Annotated in this window: 12 protein-coding genes; 5 read left to right on the forward strand and 7 right to left on the reverse strand. The window is 43.7% G+C overall.

Annotated elements, in window-relative coordinates; genetic code table 11:
- The first annotated feature begins 108 nt into the window (after positions 1–108).
- Together bioA and K08M4_RS09705 are read left to right on the forward strand one after the other, a co-directional pair.
- Positions 109–1392 carry an adenosylmethionine--8-amino-7-oxononanoate transaminase gene (bioA, locus tag K08M4_RS09695; RefSeq protein WP_086049714.1) on the forward strand — a complete coding sequence of 428 codons (1284 nt, stop codon included), beginning with the start codon at positions 109–111 and terminating at the stop codon, positions 1390–1392.
- Between the two features lie 468 nt (positions 1393–1860).
- A complete protein-coding gene (locus K08M4_RS09705; RefSeq protein WP_086049715.1) occupies positions 1861–3528 on the forward strand; it encodes a response regulator in 1668 nt (555 codons plus the stop codon).
- Positions 3529–3638: 110 nt separating this feature from the next.
- On the opposite strand, the gene serS is transcribed toward K08M4_RS09705, so the two are convergent.
- From serS to lrp, 5 genes are all read right to left on the reverse strand, one after another.
- Positions 3639–4946, reverse strand: coding sequence for a serine--tRNA ligase (serS, locus tag K08M4_RS09710; RefSeq protein ID WP_004734554.1), 1308 nt, complete (start codon positions 4944–4946; stop codon positions 3639–3641).
- A 142-nt stretch (positions 4947–5088) separates the two neighbouring features.
- Positions 5089–6438 carry a replication-associated recombination protein A gene (locus K08M4_RS09715; protein ID WP_086050420.1) on the reverse strand — a complete coding sequence of 450 codons (1350 nt, stop codon included), beginning with the start codon at positions 6436–6438 and terminating at the stop codon, positions 5089–5091.
- A gap of 70 nt (positions 6439–6508) precedes the next feature.
- Positions 6509–7105: an outer membrane lipoprotein periplasmic chaperone LolA gene (lolA, locus tag K08M4_RS09720; RefSeq protein ID WP_086049716.1), complete on the reverse strand. Its 597-nt coding sequence runs from the start codon at positions 7103–7105 to the stop codon at positions 6509–6511.
- A gap of 75 nt (positions 7106–7180) precedes the next feature.
- Positions 7181–10300, reverse strand: coding sequence for a DNA translocase FtsK 4TM domain-containing protein (locus K08M4_RS09725; protein ID WP_086049717.1), 3120 nt, complete (start codon positions 10298–10300; stop codon positions 7181–7183).
- A 163-nt stretch (positions 10301–10463) separates the two neighbouring features.
- Positions 10464–10958 carry a leucine-responsive transcriptional regulator Lrp gene (gene lrp / locus K08M4_RS09730; RefSeq protein ID WP_004734558.1) on the reverse strand — a complete coding sequence of 165 codons (495 nt, stop codon included), beginning with the start codon at positions 10956–10958 and terminating at the stop codon, positions 10464–10466.
- Between the two features lie 156 nt (positions 10959–11114).
- Here lrp and ald point away from each other — a divergent pair, with 156 nt between their 5' ends.
- Complete coding sequence (ald, locus tag K08M4_RS09735) at positions 11115–12239, forward strand: alanine dehydrogenase (protein WP_012604392.1); 1125 nt, start codon at positions 11115–11117, stop codon at positions 12237–12239.
- 191 nt (positions 12240–12430) lie between these two features.
- Here ald and K08M4_RS09740 read toward each other — a convergent pair whose 3' ends face one another.
- Both K08M4_RS09740 and cysB read right to left on the reverse strand, forming a co-directional pair.
- Positions 12431–13633: a methyltransferase gene (locus K08M4_RS09740; protein WP_086049718.1), complete on the reverse strand. Its 1203-nt coding sequence runs from the start codon at positions 13631–13633 to the stop codon at positions 12431–12433.
- A 168-nt stretch (positions 13634–13801) separates the two neighbouring features.
- Entirely contained in the window at positions 13802–14776 is a 975-nt protein-coding gene (cysB, locus tag K08M4_RS09745; protein WP_009848858.1) for an HTH-type transcriptional regulator CysB, read from the reverse strand.
- Between the two features lie 322 nt (positions 14777–15098).
- On the opposite strand from cysB, the gene K08M4_RS09750 reads away from it, so the two are divergent.
- Together K08M4_RS09750 and miaE are read left to right on the forward strand one after the other, a co-directional pair.
- Positions 15099–15863 carry a DNA repair protein gene (locus K08M4_RS09750; RefSeq protein ID WP_086049719.1) on the forward strand — a complete coding sequence of 255 codons (765 nt, stop codon included), beginning with the start codon at positions 15099–15101 and terminating at the stop codon, positions 15861–15863.
- A gap of 103 nt (positions 15864–15966) precedes the next feature.
- Positions 15967–16761: a tRNA isopentenyl-2-thiomethyl-A-37 hydroxylase MiaE gene (miaE, locus tag K08M4_RS09755; RefSeq protein WP_012604394.1), complete on the forward strand. Its 795-nt coding sequence runs from the start codon at positions 15967–15969 to the stop codon at positions 16759–16761.
- The last annotated feature ends 43 nt before the right edge of the window (positions 16762–16804 follow it).

Raw genomic sequence — 16804 nt, forward strand, 5'->3', positions numbered from 1 at the left:
TATTTATGCTTGGATAGTCTACCGACAAGCTTTAGACTGTCAACACATTGATAATATCAAAAGTTTACATCTGATTATTTTTTGACCACAAAAAGAATGGAAGTTACTATGGATCTCGCCTTTGACCGCCAGCATATCTGGCATCCTTATACATCAACGTTGACACCTCTGACCTGCTACCCAGTCACCAACGCAGACGGTGTTTACCTAGAATTAGAAGGCGGAAAACGAATTATTGATGGCATGTCGTCTTGGTGGTCAACCATCCACGGTTACAATCACCCAGATCTCAATGCTGCAGCTCACAGCCAAATCGATAAGGTTTCGCACGTTATGTTCGGTGGTATCACCCACCAGCCAGCTATCGATTTATGTAAGAAGCTTTTGAACCTAGCGCCAAGTAATCTAGAACATGTATTCCTGGCTGATTCAGGTTCAGTCGCGGTAGAGGTTAGCCTCAAGATGGCGCTGCAATACTGGCATGCTAAAGGGCAACCTCGTTCAAAATTCCTCACACTGAGAGATGGCTACCACGGCGATACCTTCGCGGCAATGTCGGTAACAGATCCGGATAACTCGATGCATAGCCTCTACAAAGGTTTTTTGCCTGAACACATTTTTGCAGATTCGCCCAAAACGGGCTTTTGGGATGACTGGAACTCAAGTGACATCGATAGCTTTCGAGAGAAGCTAACAGCGCACCACAAAGAAGTCGCAGCGGTGATTTTAGAACCCATCGTTCAAGGCGCTGGCGGTATGCGCATCTACCACCCCGAGTTCTTAAAACAAGTTCGCTTACTATGTGATGAATTCAACGTCTTACTGATCTTAGATGAGATTGCGACCGGATTTGGCCGCACAGGGAAACTGTTCGCCTGTGAGCATGCCGATGTTCAAGCGGACATTTTATGCGTAGGCAAGGCGTTAACTGGCGGTTACATGACGCTGTCAGCGACGCTTGCGAGCAAAGAAGTCGCCGACACGGTATGTGGCGGTGAAGCGGGTTGCTTTATGCACGGGCCAACCTTTATGGGCAACCCTTTAGCTTGTGCTGTGGGTGCAGCAAGTTTGTCCATAATTGAAAAAGGCGACTGGCAAAATCAGACTCAACAGATTGAAAAACTCTTTTCTGAGTTGCTACCACCGTTGCGAGAGCATGAACTGGTTAAAGACGTTCGTTGGTTGGGCGCGATTGGCGTCGTTGAAACACACACACCTGTCGACATGGAAACCATCCAAGCGCATTTTGTTGAGCAAGGTGTTTGGATACGTCCATTTGGTAAATTGATTTATATGATGCCTCCTTTCATCAGCCAGCCAGAACATATCGAGCAGCTCGTTGCAGCCATCGATAAAGCACTCCGACAATCTGCTTTTTTCAAGCCAAATTGATTTAACAAACACCATTAAGAGATACCAAACATCTATAAGCCGCCCATAAATTCCAACGGCGGCTTACTCTTCACGCGAAAAACCAAACAACCAACCAACACCTCCCAAGCCATTGTTTTATATTTGATTTGATCTCTAAAATCCCCACAAATAAATTTAATCCTTTCCAGAAAAATAATTAGCAAAAGAGTGTTACCTATCGGCTAAAAAGCCGTCATAAAATACGCGCCATTTTGGTACTGAATATAATGAATGACCTTCCTTATTCGAGTTCATCTCAGAATCAAATTAGCCAATATTTTTAACTCCTATTAGATAAAAATATTCGCAAACAAAGAATCCAATTCTAGCGAAGTCTTATATCAACCTCGTAGAAACCTAACGCTTCTTGTTTTGTCGGTCGTGCAAGACATCAAGACAATCCGCAATAGCTACGTAATTCACGTCAGTAAATAATTTAAAGTAAGCATGAAATTAACCCAACTAAATGCACTTATCATTGATGACTCAACGATAGTGTTATCAACCATTCGTAATATGCTGGTTCATATCGGTTTTTCAGAACGTTTGATTGCCATTGCGAAATCGCCTCGTGTTGCAATGACCATCACGAATGACACAACTTTTGATGTCATCATTTGTGATTATAACTTTGGTAACACGATCAACGGCAAACAGCTATTTGAAGAATTGAAGCAAGCCAACAGGTTAAAAGATGACGGAATATTTATTCTTGTTACAGGTGAAAATTCAGCTCTATCGATACGCCCTATCCTTGAACTACGACCTGATAACTATTTGTTAAAACCGTTTAACCGCGAAACTCTAAAACAGCGCATCACCAGTTCCTTAAGGAAGAAGCTGACTTTACAAGACATTTATAAGGCTGAGAGAGAGAATAACTATCAAGCGGGCCTAGAGCATTGCGAAGGGCTTGCCGCGTTTCATCCCGAATACTTCGCAACAATCCAGCAATTTCGAGGGAGTTTTTTATCAAAACTAAAGCTCTACGAGGAAGCCAAGAATGTCTATCAGAAAGCGATAGATGAAGGCAGCTTTGATTGGGCTCAAGCAGGATTAGCAAACAGCCTTGCTAATTTAGGGCAGCTTAACGAAGCACAGTCGATGATTGAAAGTTTGATCAATTCTGCGCCAACCTGCACTCTGTATCGAGACCAAGCAGCTCAAGTAAACCTGATCAGCAATAAGGTTCCGGCAGCCATTGCTCACTTCAGATTAGCGAGCAAACTAACACCAGGTAATTCTGAGAGAGAACTGGCAATCGCAAATCTATGCTTATCGGTAAACGATACTAAAACAGCGCTATTCCACTACCAAAACTATGTGCAAATCAATAAGGATACCTTTCGAGACAACCTGTATATGAAGCTAAATCATATACGATTTTTACTCTATTGCGCCTCAGATGGTATCGATAAGCAAGCGAATTTGGGTCACGTCAATTTCCTAATTTCGAAGATCCCTACCGAGGCAAGATCAAGGCTTCAAACTGACTTAGCACTTATCGCAGCTCACATCGCGATGGAAGCTCACCAATATCAAAAAGCGGTCACTATACTAACCGCATTGCACGACAAGAATGACTTTGACGCATTTCCAGTGATTTATCACCATGCATGGTTATTGGATAGGATGAGTTGTGAAAACGAGTTTAAAATCGCTGAAAACCGTTGCAGCATGTTGATAGTGAAAACAGCGAACGAGACAGTGGTTTCAAGTCAGATAACGATGTGCAGTGAGATGAAACATCGCAACATAGCAAAAATGAACTGGCTCAAAGAGAAGAATATCGGCATAAAACGAGCAAAGTCAGACTACAAACAGGTGCTTGTGGCTTACTTAGATATTCATAAACGATGTCCGATGATCAAGAACGTATGTATGAACACGATCAAACTGCTCTCTGTGATTTGGCCTGACTCAATGGGTGCAAAACAGGTGATAACCATCATCAAGCAATGTGACGAAGTGATCACACAGCTTTATACGATTGATGAGCTGACACAAAACAACTATCAAAACTATTACCGAAAGGCGCTTCTGGCATGTAAGCAAGCTGATTTGGCATGGAAACAAGCAAACAACGCTTCCGAGACTGCCTTCTCATATATGTAGCTTCTATTTGAGCAACTCTCGCATACAAAAAAGGCTTTGCCATAACAGCAAAGCCTTTTAACTATTCTAATGAGTTAGATTAATCTAAATTCGATTAACCTAAATTGACATTAACCAATGTGCGTTACGCCGCCCATGTATGGTTGAAGTACTGTTGGGATAGCAATACGGCCATCTGCTTCTTGGTTGTTCTCAAGAATAGCAACCATAGTACGACCAACAGCAAGACCAGAACCGTTTAGAGTGTGTACAAGTTCAGGTTTCTTCTCGCCTTTACGACGGAAACGAGCTTGCATACGACGCGCTTGGAAATCCCACATGTTTGAACAAGAAGAGATTTCACGGTAAGTCTCTTGTGCTGGAACCCATACTTCTAAGTCGTAAGTTTTCGCAGAACCGAAGCCCATGTCACCTGTACATAGAATCACTTTACGGTAAGGAAGCTCTAGAAGTTGAAGTACTTTCTCAGCATGACCTGTTAGCTCTTCAAGCGCTGCCATTGAGTCTTCTGGCTTAGTGATTTGTACTAGCTCAACTTTGTCGAATTGGTGCATACGGATAAGACCACGAGTGTCACGACCGTAAGAACCCGCTTCAGAGCGGAAACATGGCGTGTGAGCTGTCATCTTAAGTGGCAGTTCAGCTTCATCAGTAATCGTGTCACGAACCATGTTCGTTACCGGTACTTCTGCCGTAGGGATAAGCGATAGAGTCTTAAGAGGTACGTCACTTACTTGTTCAGTTAGCGGGCTTGTGTGGAACAAGTCTTCGCCGAACTTAGGAAGTTGACCAGTACCGTATAGGCTATCGTGGTTCACTAGGTACGGTACGTACATTTCTGTGTAGCCGTGCTCATCAGTGTGAAGATCCAGCATGAACTGAGCAATAGCACGGTGTAGACGTGCAAATTTGCCTTTCATCACGATGAAACGAGAACCCGAGATTTTAACTGCGCTAGCAAAATCAAGACCGCCAGACATTTCGCCAAGATCTACGTGATCTTTCACTTCGAAGTCGTAAGTCTTAGGTTGACCCCAACGAGAAACTTCTACGTTGTCGTCTTCATCTTTACCGTCTGGCACTTCTGCATCAGGTAAGTTAGGAATTGACATGGTGATCGTTTCTAGCTCAGATTGAAGCTCAGCCAATGTTACTTTAGCTTGGTCTAGTTCTGCGCCTAAGTTGCCTACTTCAGCAAGGATACGCTCAGCTTCTTCATGGTCGCCTTTTGCTTTCGCTTGACCAATGGACTTCGATCGAGAGTTACGTAACGCTTGCAGCTCTTCAGTTTTCATCTGAAGGGACTTACGTTTTTCTTCAAGTTCACGAATTGTCTCTACATCAAGGGTGAAGCCTCGACGTGCTAATTTTGCCGCTGTTTCATCCAGCTCAGCTCGAAGTAATTTAGAATCCAGCATTGCTAATCCTATGCTTTAGTTATTTGAATATTCAGTAGATTGCTACTGAATCACTGCTAAACCCCTAAAACTGGTGCTATTTCGACCAATTTCAAACGATTTAATTGAATTTTTATGACTAGGTAACGATATCCAAAAAAGACTACTTTTCATAGCGTTTTTGTGGGCTTTTTGCGTCCAAATCCGCCAGATAATCTAGCTTCTCGCCAATTTTAGTCTCTAAGCCTCGTTTTGTTGGGAAATAGTATTGTCTTTCTCCCATTTCAGGAGGCAAGTACTTTTCGCCAGCCGCGTAGGCACCTGGTTCGTCATGAGCATAACGGTATTCTTGCCCATAGCCCATGTCCTTCATCAAAGTTGTGGGTGCATTTCGCAAATGATGAGGCACTTCATATTCAGGAAGATTATGAGCATCCGTTAAGGCTTGCTTCCAAGCGTTGTAAACTGCATTACTTTTTGGCGCACACGCTAAATAGACAACGGCTTGTGCAATCGCACGCTCGCCTTCAGCAGGACCAATACGCGTGAAGCAGTCCCACGCCGACATCGCGACTTGCATGGCTCGAGGATCAGCGTTTCCAATATCTTCAGAAGCAATCGCTAATAAGCGTCTTACGATATACAAAGGGTCACAACCCGCTGCAATCATTCGCGCCGACCAATACAGAGCTGCATCAGGGTTAGATCCACGAATCGATTTGTGAACAGCGGAGATCAAGTCGTACCAAATATCGCCCTTATTATCAAAGCGAGCGACTTTCTCCCCTGCTACCTCAGCCAGCAACTGTAACGTTATCGCTTTCTCGCCTTTGTCGTTGTCTTCTGCCATGTCATACAGCAACTCAAGATAGTTGAGCGACATACGTGCATCACCGTTGACCAGTTCAGCGAGGCGATCTAAGACGTTATCAGCAAAATCAGCCGTCACATCACCCAGACCGCGCTGTTTATCTTCAATAGCTTGGCGAATAACGAGAGAAATATCATCGGTATGAAGCGAAGTCAGCTTGTAAACACGCGCACGTGACAACAAAGCGTTGTTCAGTTCAAAGGATGGGTTTTCTGTGGTCGCGCCAATAAAGGTCACGGTGCCATCTTCGATATGGGGTAGAAAGGCATCTTGCTGGCTTTTGTTAAAGCGATGGACTTCGTCCACAAATAGAATCGTTCTACGCCCTGATTGCTTGTTTTCACGCGCTTTTTCAATCGCGATACGAATGTCTTTAACACCCGAAGTTACCGCTGATACGCGCTCAACTTCAGCATTCGCATAGTTTGCTGCCACTTCCGCCAGCGTGGTTTTACCGGTGCCAGGAGGCCCCCATAAAATCATCGAATGAATATGGCCCGCTTCCAATGCTCTACGAAGTGGTTTACCTGGGCCTAATATATGCTGCTGACCGATGTACTGTTCGACAGTTTCAGGTCTCATACGAGCAGCAAGGGGACGAAAATCTTCGTCCCCTGCAAAATCTAAGCTGTAATTACTCAATTGCAATCTCTTGATTCGTTGATGACATCTGTGCCTATCGACGTACTACCAAATGATCTGCTTCATTAGATCAGTTTCTTTGGTCGTCGACCTCGACACCTTCCGGTGCCACAAAAGTAAAGCGGTCTGCTGCAGGTTTACCTAAGTCAACATTGCTAAAGGTAAACTCACCTTTCTGACCGTCTTGTTCAATCACGTTAAAGCCCTGAACAATGCCCTTTTCAGTGATCTTAATCTGGAAGTCGCCCTGATTAGAATCCACAGCTGTCGGCGTTAGCGTAAATTGGTTACCCGTTTGCGCGACATTGTAGTTGTCCCAATCGCTTTCTTGGTTACGAGTAAGCAATACAAAAGGCGTTTGCGATGTGGCTTGTTCTTGCCAGTAAATGCTCACTTGTTCAATGAATGGGCTGTAGTACCACAAGCTTTGACCGTCAGATACCAATAGGTTTTCATCAGGGAAAGTGGTTTCCCATCGGAATAAGCTAGGGCGAGCAATCTCTACCGTACCCTCGCCTTCCATCACAACATCACCGTCAGGGCTGGTTACGACTTGCTTAAAGTCGGCGCTAAAACCTGCATTTAGCGACAAGCGGCTACTCAACTCTTCTTTCGGAGAAGCAAATACTGAGAAGCTCATAAATAAAAGTGCGAATACTTTTTTCATCAATAATCCTGTTAGAACATAAGTCGGTCGTATTTTTGATTTGACCGACTTAGTGGGAGTGAGTTCCTAGTGGAACTAATCTTTTGGTGGCGCTGGCGCTAAGACTTCACGGTTACCGTTATGTCCTGGAGCACTGACAATACCTTGAGCCTCTAATTGCTCGACAATTCGAGCGGCACGGTTGTAGCCAATCTTGAATCGACGTTGCACACCAGAAACTGAACCACGGCGTGAATGAACCACGTGTTCAACGACTTGATCAAACAGAGGATCAACTTCTTCGTCACCTTCCATCTTCTCACCCGGCAATAGTGTTTCTGGGGTTTGATCGCCGTTAGTGATCTCATCTATGTAGTTTGGCTTACCACGTGCTTTCCAGTTGTTCACGACCGCGTGTACATCATCATCAGACGCAAACGCACCGTGTACACGAGTTGTGTGGCTTGAACCCGGTGGCAAGTACAACATATCACCCATGCCAAGTAGTGATTCTGCACCGCCTTGGTCAAGAATGGTTCTTGAATCCGTTTTGGTCGATACGGTAAAGGCAACACGTGTCGGGATGTTTGCTTTAATAAGACCAGTAATAACATCCACCGAAGGTCGTTGAGTCGCTAAGATCAAGTGGACGCCAGCCGCACGCGCTTTCTGCGCCAAGCGTGCAATCAACTCTTCAACTTTCTTACCGACTACCATAATTAAGTCGGCAAATTCATCAACGACAACCACAATATACGGCAGTTTTTCCAACAGTGGCGCTTCAGGGTCCATGCTGTCGCCAGGCTTCCACAATGGGTCGTGAATCGGGTGACCCGCTTCCGACGCCATCTTCAATTTATCGTTGTAGCCTTTAATATTACGGACACCTAGAGCCGACATCAGTTTGTAACGACGTTCCATTTCACCTACACACCAACGAAGGGCGTTAGACGCATCTTTCATGTCAGTTACGACTTCAGACAACAGATGTGGAATACCTTCATAGATAGATAATTCCAACATTTTCGGGTCGATCATGATGAAGCGAACGTCTTCTGGTGATGCCTTGTAAAGCATACTCAAGATCATCACGTTCACGCCGACCGACTTACCAGAACCGGTTGTACCTGCGACCAAAACGTGTGGCATCTTCGATAAATCAGCAATAACCGCTTCACCAGCGATGTCTTGTCCTAAAACAACAGTCGTTGGTGACGTCGCTTCTTGGAACTGAGGACTACCTACCACATCAGAGAAGAAAACGGTTTGACGACTCATGTTCGGCAATTCTAAACCAACATAAGGTTTACCCGGTATTACCTCGACTACACGCACTGCCAATGCAGAAAGCGAACGAGCTAAGTCCATAGAAAGGCCCGAAATACGGCTTACTTTCACGCCCGGTGCCAGATCGAGTTCAAATCGAGTGATGACAGGACCCGGGAAAATATCAACCACATCAGCTTTGATCTTGTAATCGGCTAGCTTCGATTCAACAAGGCGAGCAATCGCCTCTAACGCGTCGCGGTCAATAAAGGTTTCACGTTTTTCAGGGTGGAACAGCAGCTCAAGCGTCGGTAACGGCTCGGCAGGTTTAGGCAAGTTGACATCTTTCTGTACCAAGAATGGGTTTTGTGTCGCCGCCATGTTCGCTTGTGCTTCAGAGACCAGACTTTGGAATGCCGCTACATCTTGATCTTGGTGCAGAGGCTCTTCTTCTATTACCTCTTCCCATGGAAGCTCAACAGTTGGTGCTTGGTTCTGTTCAGTCGTTTGCGTCAGCTCTTGTTCATAAGATGACGGAGCAAGTGGTTCTTCATCAATATCAATAGGTTCAGCGTCTAGCTCTGAATTAGGTTCAAAGCTTTGATCTTCGGTTGTATCGAAAGGCTTTGAAAATTCTTGTGGTGTTTCTTCTATTTCACCCATTGGCGAAGCGTATAGAGATTCTGGTTGCACATCTTCAGCATCGAACTCGTCATTTACTTCTGGTGAGCTATCCATTGCTGGTTCTACACTTTCAACAACCGTTTCAGTCGGATTAACTGCTGGTTGCTCATCCTGCATGTATTGCTGATACGCGATCTGAGATTCATGCGCGTCAACCTGCTCCTGCTCAGCAAGATCATCTTCATACATTGCCGCGTTTTCTAGTTGCTCTATCGTTGCATTCAACTGCTTCGAGCGCTCAATACCGTCTTCTAAAGGTTCTTCTGGCGCTTGGTAAACCGGTGCTGCAGGAATCGGGTCTTGCTCAACTTGTTGAGGCTGAATCTGAGGTTGTTCTTGGACGGGAGCTTCTTGCTTAGCCGGCGCATCGACTGGCATGTGAATATTGTAATGACGCTTCGGCGATGCAGTATTGTCTAATACATTCGCAGTATCAGAAGAGTCATTGGTCGCAGAGAAGCTCAGTGCAGGATCTAGTGGATCATGTTCTGTTGATTCTTTGTTGTCTTCGGTAGCAGGGACATCGCGGTAAGTAGGCTCTTGATGCTGCTGATGACGTTCTTCGATTAAATTTCGGTCTGCCGACTCTCTTAGTTGTGGTTCAAGCAACTCTTGGTCTTCACCACGCGCTTTATTAACAGCAGAGGTAAACAGCTTAATCGCACATTCACCCAACCATTCAACGATACTCAGCCAAGAGATACCCGTTAATAGAGTAAAACCAGCACCCCATAAGAAAAGAAGAACTAGTGTACTGCCCAGAACGTTCAGCGTTGGAAGTGCAAGACTTGTTAATACGTCACCGACTACACCACCAGATGAAAAGTACCAAATATCATCGAAGTTGATATCCGCTAAACCACAACTAGTAAGAATGAGGACAGTCAGTCCAAGTAAACGAGTACCCCACAGCATGAAATCGATCTGCTCATCTTCATTACGTTTACGGAATAATACCCAAGCAGCAACCGTCACCAAAATAGGTAAAGGATAAGCTAAAGAACCAAACACAAAGAAAAGCGTATCCGCCAACCATGCACCTACGTAGCCTCCTGCATTTTTAATATCACCACCCCAAGCCGTTTGCGACCATGATGGGTCAGCAGGACTAAAAGTTAATAACGCAACGGCAAGTAGAATAGAGAAGAGAACACCTAGAATTAGGCTGCACTCTTTTAAACGTTGAGAACCACTTAAACGAGGAGACTGAGGCTCTTCACTCGTTTTAATGATTGTTTCTACTTTATTACTGCTCTGCTTGAACATAAACCAACTTAATAATTAAACGGGATAAAAACATCTCGAGCGGCAATAGCCGCTCGTTTCAATGAAACTACTGTTGATTTAACCATATCAAACAGAAAAACCCAATTCCAGAAAGCAAGAAAGCGGAACAAATGTCCGCTTTCTTTCATTTCACCAATTGTGATTAACGAGTTTTAATCACAAGTTGATTGGTTTGTTTCACTTCTTCCATTACAACGTAAGTTCGAGTGTCGTTTACGCCTGGTAGACGAAGTAACGTATCACCCAGTAGCTTACGGTAAGCACCCATATCAGATACACGTGTTTTTAGAAGATAGTCAAAATCACCCGACACTAAATGACACTCTTGGATGTCATCCAGTTTCTGCACAGCGGTGTTGAATTGTTCGAACACATCTGGCGCACCACGGTTCAACGTAATTTCAACAAACACTAAAAGTGAAGCATCAAGGTACTGTGGGTTCAGCAATGCTGTGTACCCAGTAATGTAACCCTGACGCTCTAAACGACGAACACGCTCAAGACATGGAGTTGGAGAAAGTCCTACTCGTTTTGAGAGTTCAACGTTTGAGATACGACCGTCTTTTTGCAACTCATTAAGAATGTTGCGGTCAATACGATCTAGTTCCTTGGACGGCTTCTTATAATTGTCTGCCATTTTTTATTCCACCTTATTACTTCCTTGCAAAAAAATATACTACAACTTTTTAATATTCAGTATCAAATTTTACTTAAACATATCTATACTAGATATTAATTCGACAGAATTACCCTACACATAGATAAAACAACCAAAATAAAATGAGGAGTCAGGATGATCATTGGCGTACCTAAGGAAATCAAGAACCACGAATACCGCGTTGGTATGACCCCAGCTAGCGTGAGAGAACTAATCTCACACGGCCACCAAGTTTTTGTAGAAACCAATGCCGGTAATGGTATCGGTTTTTCAGACGATGATTACATCGCTGTAGGCGCATCCATTCTTCCTACTGCTGCTGACGTTTTCGCGAAAGCAGAAATGATTGTAAAGGTTAAAGAACCTCAAGCTGTCGAGCGAGCTATGCTTCGCGAAGGGCAAATATTATTTACCTATTTACACCTTGCACCAGATTTTCCACAAACGGAAGAGCTGATCAAGAGCAAAGCTGTCTGCGTAGCCTATGAGACTGTAACAGATAATATGGGTCGCTTGCCACTATTAGCACCAATGTCTGAAGTCGCTGGTCGCATGTCTATTCAAGCAGGTGCACAAACACTAGAGAAATCTAACGGTGGTTGTGGTCTTCTTCTTGGCGGCGTTCCTGGTGTTGAGCCAGCAAAAGTTGTTGTTGTTGGCGGTGGTGTTGTTGGTGCTAACGCAGCACGTATGGCTGTTGGCCTTCGCGCTGATGTAACCATTCTTGATCGCAACGTAGATACTCTTCGTCGTCTTGATGAAGAATTCCAAGGTCGCGCAAAAGTGGTTTATTCTACTGAAGACGCTATTGAGAAGCATGTTCTAGAAGCTGACCTAGTGATTGGTGCAGTGCTAATCCCAGGCGCAGCCGCCCCTAAACTTGTTACAAAAGATCACATCGCTAAGATGAAGCCAGGTTCAGCGGTTGTTGATGTTGCAATCGACCAAGGTGGTTGTTTTGAAACTTCACATGCAACAACGCACGCCGATCCAACTTACATCGTTGATGACGTAGTTCACTACTGTGTTGCTAACATGCCAGGTGCCGTTGCTCGTACTTCTACTTACGCACTAAACAATGCAACACTTCCTTACATTGTTAAGCTAGCGAACAAAGGCTACCGCGAAGCACTTCTATCTGATGAAGGTTTCCTAGAAGGTCTAAACGTAATCCACGGTAAAGTGACTTGTAAAGAAGTTGCAGAGAGCTTTGACCTAGAATACGTAGCGCCTGCAGAAGCAATCGCAATGTTTAACTAATGATGTAATGACTAACTGAACGCAATAACCTTCTCGTTGAAGCGTTCAGTTAATTCAGACACATTAAACAAAAAGCCAGTACGACATTATGTCGCGCTGGCTTTTTTTTATTTATCATTTTTTTGTATTTATAACTTTATTTTGCATTCATGATTTTAGATCGTAAAAACACGTACCAGTGCTGTTTACCGCTAGCGCTCGATCTTAACCCCATGAATCAATAGGTTTCTTGGCGTTACACTGCGTTCGCAGAACTCTTCAATCGAAGCTTGATAACCTTGTTCTTGCAGATAAATGGCACGATCCAAGGCCAACCATACCTCTAAAGGTCTTCTAAAGACTTGTTGAACTAAACTCAGCTTTTCCATTTCCCAGAAAAGCGCTTGGCCTTGAATTAAATAAGAGTCAAAATCAATATCTAAACCCAGCGATATATCTTTCACTTCAGATGCCCAGCAACAAAATGATTCAAAGCCTTCGGATAGCTCCGATTTCTTGATGCTTGGTACAGGAATGTACTCGTCGACACCAAGCTCACCCTTAAGTAGTTGGCTAAAGCCTAATCGGTAACTCATTTCTAACTGACGGTGTCTTTTTACTCTTTCACCACCAGTGACGGTTTCTTGAAGCGGGATTCTTAAGTCGCTCTTGCTCAACGTTAATGCTGAGCTTTTCGCAACGGATGACATCGCTTGGTAGCTTTCATCGCGAATAAGGTGGTAGCAACATGGAGAAATGGTCACTGCAGGAAGCCCATGTGAAACAGATTTTTTCACTAATTCGACATGAAGGTCACCACAAGCATGAAGAGCAACAGCATGTTGGTTTGAGTTAAACACCCGATCTGCATCTTTTGAAAACGCGTCACCTTGAACAAAATCCATCTCTAGTTTCTGGTCATCTGCAATCTTTTGTCCGCTTTCACACAACGATTGTTGCCACTCAAAGCTAGTGACCTTTTGATCTGATTGCTGAGATAAGATTCGACCGAGAAAGCCTTTGCCAGAACACCATTCAAGCCACTCTTTACCATGATGCTCTTTTAATGAAGCTTCTCCCATCGCGACAATTTGTTGCAGCTTTCTGCCGGGAATACCATCGGCAGTACCGCGCGGAAGATCAAGCCCAACTAAAGCCGAATTATCAAACTGGATGTGTTGATTGGCATTCTCTAACTCTGGGAGAAAACGCATAAGTTCCGAAATCAGAACTTGAGGCAGTTCTTTTAACGTTTGAATGCGTTCAATACTCAAGCCATCTAACCAATCGACAAGTGGAAGGTTCACGTCTGTCCATGGCTGATCGTGAGTTTGGCATAGGTGAAAAGGCTCTGAACGCCAGTAAATCTGGTGCTCTAGCAAAAATGAATCGAGTATTTTGAATTGTGAATGCATGCTTCCCCCTATGATGCGAGGATTGTAGGGGTAAGAGGCCAAAATAGAAAGGAACGTTACAAACTGAGGTTATATAAAGGCAACCTACCAGCAAGCCAACCACAAATGAGCTTAAATGAAAACGGCCTGTAAACAGGCCGAATTGGGTATCTAGGTAAGACATCACCCTTAACGAACGGGTAAGTCGATGTCTTTAAACATCTCTTCGATCTCTTCATTCGATTTCAAAGAAATAGCTTGCTCAACTACTGGGCGAGTTAAGTGCGGTGCAAAACGCTCCATAAAGTCAAACATGTAAGAACGCAGGAAAGTGCCTTTTCTAAAGCCAATGCTTGTGGTGCTAGCACCAAATAGATGGCTCGCGTCAATAGCAACCAAGTCTGTATCTTGCTCGTGGTCAATCGCCATGCTTGCGATTACACCCACCCCGATCCCCATCCGAACATAAGTTTTGATGACATCGGCATCCGTCGCGGTAAACACAACACGCGGTGTTAAGCCTACTTTGTTAAATGCTGTATCAAGCTCGGAACGGCCAGTAAAACCAAATACATAAGTCACGAGAGAATAAGCAGCAAGATCTTCAATCGAGATATTTCGTTTCTGTGCAAGAGGGTGATCTTTCGTTACCACGATCGAACGGTTCCAATGATAACAAGGCAGCATAATTGCATCTTGATAAAGGTGTAGCGCTTCCGTTGCAATCGCAAAGTTCGCTGTACCCTTAGCTACCGCTTCTGACATCTGGCTTGGCGTGCCTTGATGCATGTGAAGCGACACTTTTGGATAACGCGCCGTGAAACCTTTAATCACATCAGGGAGTGCATAACGAGCTTGAGTATGAGTGGTTGAAATATTCAATGTGCCCATCTCAGGATGAGTGTGCTCACCCGCAACCGCTTTAATACTCTCAACACGAGCCAAAATCTCTTGAGAGATACGAATAATATCCTCACCGGCTTGTGTAACCTGAGTTAAATGCTTACCGCTACGCTCAAATATTTGAATGCCTAGCTCGTCTTCAAGTAATCTAACCTGTTTACTTATGCCGGGCTGAGATGTGTACAAACTCTCTGCTGTCGCTGAAACATTTAGGTTATGGTTTAGAACCTCAACAATGTACTTCAGTTGCTGTAACTTCATATCTAACCTCGTAATCCTTTACTCATTTCTGCGCTAACTTATTTGCAAATAGAGCGTTATAGTCTCGTCTAATATAATTAATAGTTATAACGCTTCGAGAACTAAAATGACAGAAATATCGAGCTTTTAAAGCGTAACAAATAAAAATATCACTGACGCTTTGTAAGCCACTCCTCATTCTCACACATTAGTTAGTAAATTTTGATTGCCGATTGCGCTCAACAAGAGATAATCAAAAATTGTAATTTACAAGTGCCTATACACAATGGAATCGTGTATCCTCTCTCGTTAGCTATAGAAAACAATAAGCAGACACAAATATATGAATATTGGTTTAATAATCGCCTTGGTAGCCGTGCTTTTGGTGTTGGTTTTAGGCTACAACATCATGCTTCAATACAAAGTTAAGGTAGAAACAACGAAGAAACAGGAAGCTTCTCGTTATCTAACCATTATAGACGGAACAGAAGAGTTAATTGGCAATGCTCACCACATGCCGTTTAGCCAAGATCTTCTTATATGCTTAAACAATCGAATTCTTGATGCATTAGTTAATATGTATGAACTCGATCCTAAAAATAAGCAGCTTGCCCAACGCATCGAAAGCGTAAAGCAACAAATAACTCAGCTTAAAGAGAATCACCAAGGGGGCGAAAGCACCGCTTTTCGCATGCCTAGTAGTGACAAACAAGCAATCATGATGCTTAAGCTAGTTAAACGCTTGCGTGACACGGTTCGTAACGAGCACAATAAAGGACGTTTTAATACTCAAGCTTTTGTGGTTGAAAACGCTCGCTTAGAAACAATCCAAATTCGCATCAACATCGAGAATGTTATCAAACGTGCAAATGACTCGATATCTCGTGGACAGCCTGGCACAGCGATTCAACTGTTGCGTAAAGGCATAGACGCACTCTCAACTAAAAACGATGCATACTCCAATCAAGCGAAAGACAAGCTACAACAGATGCTTGACGATCTTGATCAGAAGCGCCTAAATAAAAACGCAGAAGATTTACAGCAGATGGAATCGAAAGAGCGTGAAGATGACATGGATGCTCTATTCGGTCAGAAGAAAAAATGGTAACGCTCTAACTCAACATTTAAAGGCCGCTCTATTTGCATTAAATAAGCGGCCTTTTTTGTACCTGTGGAATTTCCTTTCTCCGTATAGGGGGATCTCTTAAGCTGTGATAAAATCCCGCATTATCAACAAACTTGCCCTTACCATGTATCAAGAATTATTAGCCCCTATACACTCTTTTCTTAAAGCTGAAACGCCAGATTCATGGATAGATGAAGCCAAGAAGCCTGAAAACCTTCATATCATTCTACGCGATCACATGCTTTGTGAACTTAAAGCAGCTCAAAGTGCTTTGTTCCTTATCCGTAAATATGCGGTAGATAAAGAAAGCGCGAAGCAACTGAATGAGTGGATTTTGCCCTACGAGCAATTTGCTTACCGCCGTATTGGAGACTTGGAGTCTCTACGTGGTAAAAGCAATGTATCAAAGCAAATTACAGCGAAAGAAGGCTGTAATTACGGTGCTGACTTGATCGATAAAATGGTATTGCTGATCAAAGAAGAGCTGCATCACTTCTACCAAGTGATGGAATTGATGGTAAAAAAAGGCGTGACTTATCAACCGATCGAGGCGGGCCGCTACGCTAAGGGTTTAATCAAGCAAGTTAAAACTTACGAACCTGATGCTCTGGTTGATAAGCTTATTATTGGTGCATTTATTGAAGCTCGCTCTTGTGAACGCTTTGCTAAACTGGCTCCTTTCTTAGAAGAAGACATGGAAAAGTTTTACGTATCTCTACTTCGTTCAGAAGCTCGTCACTATCAAGACTATCTTGAACTCGCGGAACAAATCGCAGGGAAAGATATCTCTGAGCGTATTGCTCATTTTGCGCAAGTTGAAGCAGAACTTATCACTTCAGAAGACAGCGACTTTAAGTTTCATAGTGGCGCTCCGGTTTAAGCCGTTTAGAACAAGTCTACTCCAGACCAATTCTATATTTAGT

This window comes from Vibrio syngnathi, from assembly GCF_002119525.1.
Classification (GTDB): Bacteria; Pseudomonadota; Gammaproteobacteria; order Enterobacterales; family Vibrionaceae; genus Vibrio; species Vibrio syngnathi.

What these genes read in the sequence shown, in the direction of transcription:
- bioA (WP_086049714.1), top strand. Translation starts at nt 109, where the DNA reads ATGGATCTCGCCTTTGACCGCCAGCATATCTGGCATCCTTATACATCA.
- K08M4_RS09705 (WP_086049715.1), top strand. Translation starts at nt 1,861, where the DNA reads ATGAAATTAACCCAACTAAATGCACTTATCATTGATGACTCAACGATA.
- serS (WP_004734554.1), bottom strand. Translation starts at nt 4,946, where the DNA reads ATGCTGGATTCTAAATTACTTCGAGCTGAGCTGGATGAAACAGCGGCA.
- lolA (WP_086049716.1), bottom strand. Translation starts at nt 7,105, where the DNA reads ATGAAAAAAGTATTCGCACTTTTATTTATGAGCTTCTCAGTATTTGCT.
- K08M4_RS09725 (WP_086049717.1), bottom strand. Translation starts at nt 10,300, where the DNA reads ATGTTCAAGCAGAGCAGTAATAAAGTAGAAACAATCATTAAAACGAGT.
- lrp (WP_004734558.1), bottom strand. Translation starts at nt 10,958, where the DNA reads ATGGCAGACAATTATAAGAAGCCGTCCAAGGAACTAGATCGTATTGAC.
- ald (WP_012604392.1), top strand. Translation starts at nt 11,115, where the DNA reads ATGATCATTGGCGTACCTAAGGAAATCAAGAACCACGAATACCGCGTT.
- K08M4_RS09740 (WP_086049718.1), bottom strand. Translation starts at nt 13,633, where the DNA reads ATGCATTCACAATTCAAAATACTCGATTCATTTTTGCTAGAGCACCAG.
- cysB (WP_009848858.1), bottom strand. Translation starts at nt 14,776, where the DNA reads ATGAAGTTACAGCAACTGAAGTACATTGTTGAGGTTCTAAACCATAAC.
- K08M4_RS09750 (WP_086049719.1), top strand. Translation starts at nt 15,099, where the DNA reads ATGAATATTGGTTTAATAATCGCCTTGGTAGCCGTGCTTTTGGTGTTG.